This window comes from Rhizobacter sp. (genome assembly GCA_019635355.1).
Classification (GTDB): Bacteria; Pseudomonadota; Gammaproteobacteria; order Burkholderiales; family Burkholderiaceae_C; genus Rhizobacter.
On the sequence record JAHBZQ010000003.1, the window covers coordinates 1 to 2488 of the forward strand.

General features: G+C 67.3%; 3 protein-coding genes. All 3 read right to left on the reverse strand.

Annotated elements, in window-relative coordinates:
• Positions 1 to 53: 53 nt before the first annotated feature.
• The 3 genes from KF892_25090 to KF892_25100 all read right to left on the reverse strand — a co-directional run bounded on the left by KF892_25090 (position 54) and on the right by KF892_25100 (position 2411).
• Positions 54 to 1643 carry an IS66 family transposase gene (locus KF892_25090; protein ID MBX3628287.1) on the reverse strand — a complete coding sequence of 530 codons (1590 nt, stop codon included), beginning with the start codon at positions 1641 to 1643 and terminating at the stop codon, positions 54 to 56.
• Between the two features lie 67 nt (positions 1644 to 1710).
• Positions 1711 to 2043 carry an IS66 family insertion sequence element accessory protein TnpB gene (tnpB, locus tag KF892_25095; GenBank protein MBX3628288.1) on the reverse strand — a complete coding sequence of 111 codons (333 nt, stop codon included), beginning with the start codon at positions 2041 to 2043 and terminating at the stop codon, positions 1711 to 1713.
• Positions 2040 to 2411 carry a transposase gene (locus KF892_25100; GenBank protein ID MBX3628289.1) on the reverse strand — a complete coding sequence of 124 codons (372 nt, stop codon included), beginning with the start codon at positions 2409 to 2411 and terminating at the stop codon, positions 2040 to 2042. Before KF892_25100 ends, tnpB begins: the two co-directional genes overlap by 4 nt.
• Between the last annotated feature and the right edge of the window lie 77 nt (positions 2412 to 2488).

Here is a 2488-nt window from a genome sequence, read left to right on the forward strand (position 1 = left end):
GTATGCGTCCGGCCAAGTCACCTTGACGCCGAGCGCGGAACTCGCGTCGTTGCTCAAGAAGCGGCCGACCAGCGATGCGGCAGCAGCTCTTCGATGCGGCTGGCTGGATGCGTCGGCAACCGCTCGAGCACATCCTTGAGGTACGCGTAGGGGTCGTGCCCGTTGATGCGGGCCGAGTGCAGCAAGCTCATGATCGCCGCGGCCCGTTTGCCAGCGCGCAGGCTGCCGGCGAACAGCCAGTTCGCCCTCCCGAGGGCAATCGGCCTGATGTGGTTCTCGACCCAGTTGTTCGAGATCGGCACGTCGCCGTCGTCGACGAAGCGAGTGAGCTCCTTCCAGCGCTTGAGGCTGTAGTCGATGGCTTTCATCGTGGCCGACCCGGTCGGCACCAGTTGCCGCTGGGCTAGCAACCAGCGATGGAAGACGGCGAGCACTCGTCGTGACTTGCGCTGCCGGATCCGTCTTCGCTCGTTGCTGGGCAGTGTCTCGATCTCGCGTTCGATGCGGAACAAGCTCTGGTGGTACCGCAGCGCCTGGTGGCCAACCTCGCTGCGGTGGTTGGCCCACAGGTCGTTGAACTTCCTGCGGGCGTGCGCCATGCACTGGGCCGAGGTCACACCCTTCTCGAAGCAGGCGCTGTAGCCGCTGAACCCGTCGGTGACCAGCGTGCCTTGCCAGGCGGAGGGCGTGTCCAGGCGCAGGAACTCGCGCACGTTCTCCCCACTGCGGCTTTCGCTGAACTCGAACACGACCGCCTTGACCGGGTTCGTGCTCGGGGTGCAGTACGACCAGATGTAGGCCCGGTGCGTCTTGCCGTCGCGCAGGTGCTGCGGCTTGAGCATCGCCACCGGCGTCTCGTCGGCGTGCAGCACGACGTGGCGCCGCAGCTCGTTGGCCAGCGCCTGCACCAGCGGCTGTAGCTGCGCTCCGCACTCGCCGACCCACTGCGCCAGGCTTGATCGGGCTATCAGGTGACCGGCCCGCTCGAAGATGTGTTCCTGACGGTACAGCGGCAGGTGATCGAGGAACTTGGCCACCAGCAGGTGGGCCAGCAGGCCAGCGGTCGGGATGCCCTTGTCGATGACGTGCGCTGGCACCGGCGCCTGCACGATCTTCTCGCAGCACCGGCACGCCCACTTGCCGCGCACGTGGCGCTCGACGGTGAAGACGCCGGGCTGGTAGTCCAGCTTCTCGGCCACGTCCTCGCCAATGCGCTGCATCGGCTGCCCGCAGCCGCAGGTCGTGTCCGCCGGTTCGTGGGCGACGTCGCGGCGCGGCAGGTGCGGCGGCAGCGGCGCGCGCTTGGGCGTCTTCTTCTCGGTCTTGTCCTTGTCGCCTGCCTGGCCGCGCTCGCGCTTGAGTTCTTGGTCCAGTTCAGCCAGGTCGCTGTCCAGCGTCTCTTCGAGCAGGCTCTTCTGCTCGGGTGACAGCGTGCTGGCGAAGCGCTCGCTGGTGGCGGCGAACTTCAGCCGCTTGAGGATCGCGTTCTCGTGCGTGAGCTTGTCGATCAGCGCCTGCTTGAAGGCGGCGTCGCGGTCACGCTGCGCGATCAGCTCGTCCTTGGCTCGGATCTCGGCCAGCAGCGTCAGCATCGCCTGCCGCGTCTGCGGATCCAGGGCGTCCAGCTGCTCTGCGCTGATCATGGACAGCCATCGTGCCGCGTCGGCCGTCGCCGCGCATTGGCACATTCGGCAATTGCACGCCGCCGCCTCAGATCACGCGGATGATGCCAGCCTCGCCCAGGCGCTGCCAGGGCAGGCCGAGCACCAGTGCGTCGAACTGCGCGCGGGTCAGGTTCAGGGTGCTCGCGCCGTCAACCGGCCACACGAACTTGCCGGCGTTGAGCCTTCTGGCGGCCAGCCACACGCCGATGCCGTCGTGCACGAGGACCTTCATGCGGTTGGCGCGGCGGTTGGCGAAGAGGTAGGCGTGGTGAGGATGCGCCGCGCCGAAGGCACCGACCACGCGCGACAACGCGGCCTCCGTTCCCAGCCGCATGTCCATGGGTTGCACCGCCAGCCACACGGCGTCGACACGGATCACTTCAGCAGCTCGCGAACGAAGCCGGCCAGGTCACCCAGCGCGTGCTCGGGCCAGGCTACGCTCACCGTCACGGCTGCGCGTCGGATCTCCAGGCGGACTTCGGTCTTCACCTCAGATGCGGCAGGCGCTGGCAACGCAAGCGGTACGAACTCGGCAGGAGCGGGACGGTCGGCCGCAGCTACAGCGACCAGCGGCGCTCCCTGGCGTTGCCGAGCCAACTGCCGCCAGCGGTGCACCACGTTGTCGTTGATACCGTGCGCCATCGCCACCTGCGCTACGGAGGCCCCAGGCTCCTCACATTGCGCCAGCACCATCGCCTTGAACTGCGTGCCGTAGCGACGCCGGGTCTTGCCGCTCTCGCTTGTCATCGTGTCCACCTATCCCTACGTGGACACGATCCTTCAGGGTCGCCTACCGAGATTCAAGATGACTTTGCCGGACGGAT

Bases quoted from the DNA above. Each gene is read 5' to 3' on its own strand.
- KF892_25090 (MBX3628287.1), bottom strand. From the start codon at position 1,643: ATGATCAGCGCAGAGCAGCTGGACGCCCTGGATCCGCAGACGCGGCAG.
- KF892_25100 (MBX3628289.1), bottom strand. From the start codon at position 2,411: ATGACAAGCGAGAGCGGCAAGACCCGGCGTCGCTACGGCACGCAGTTC.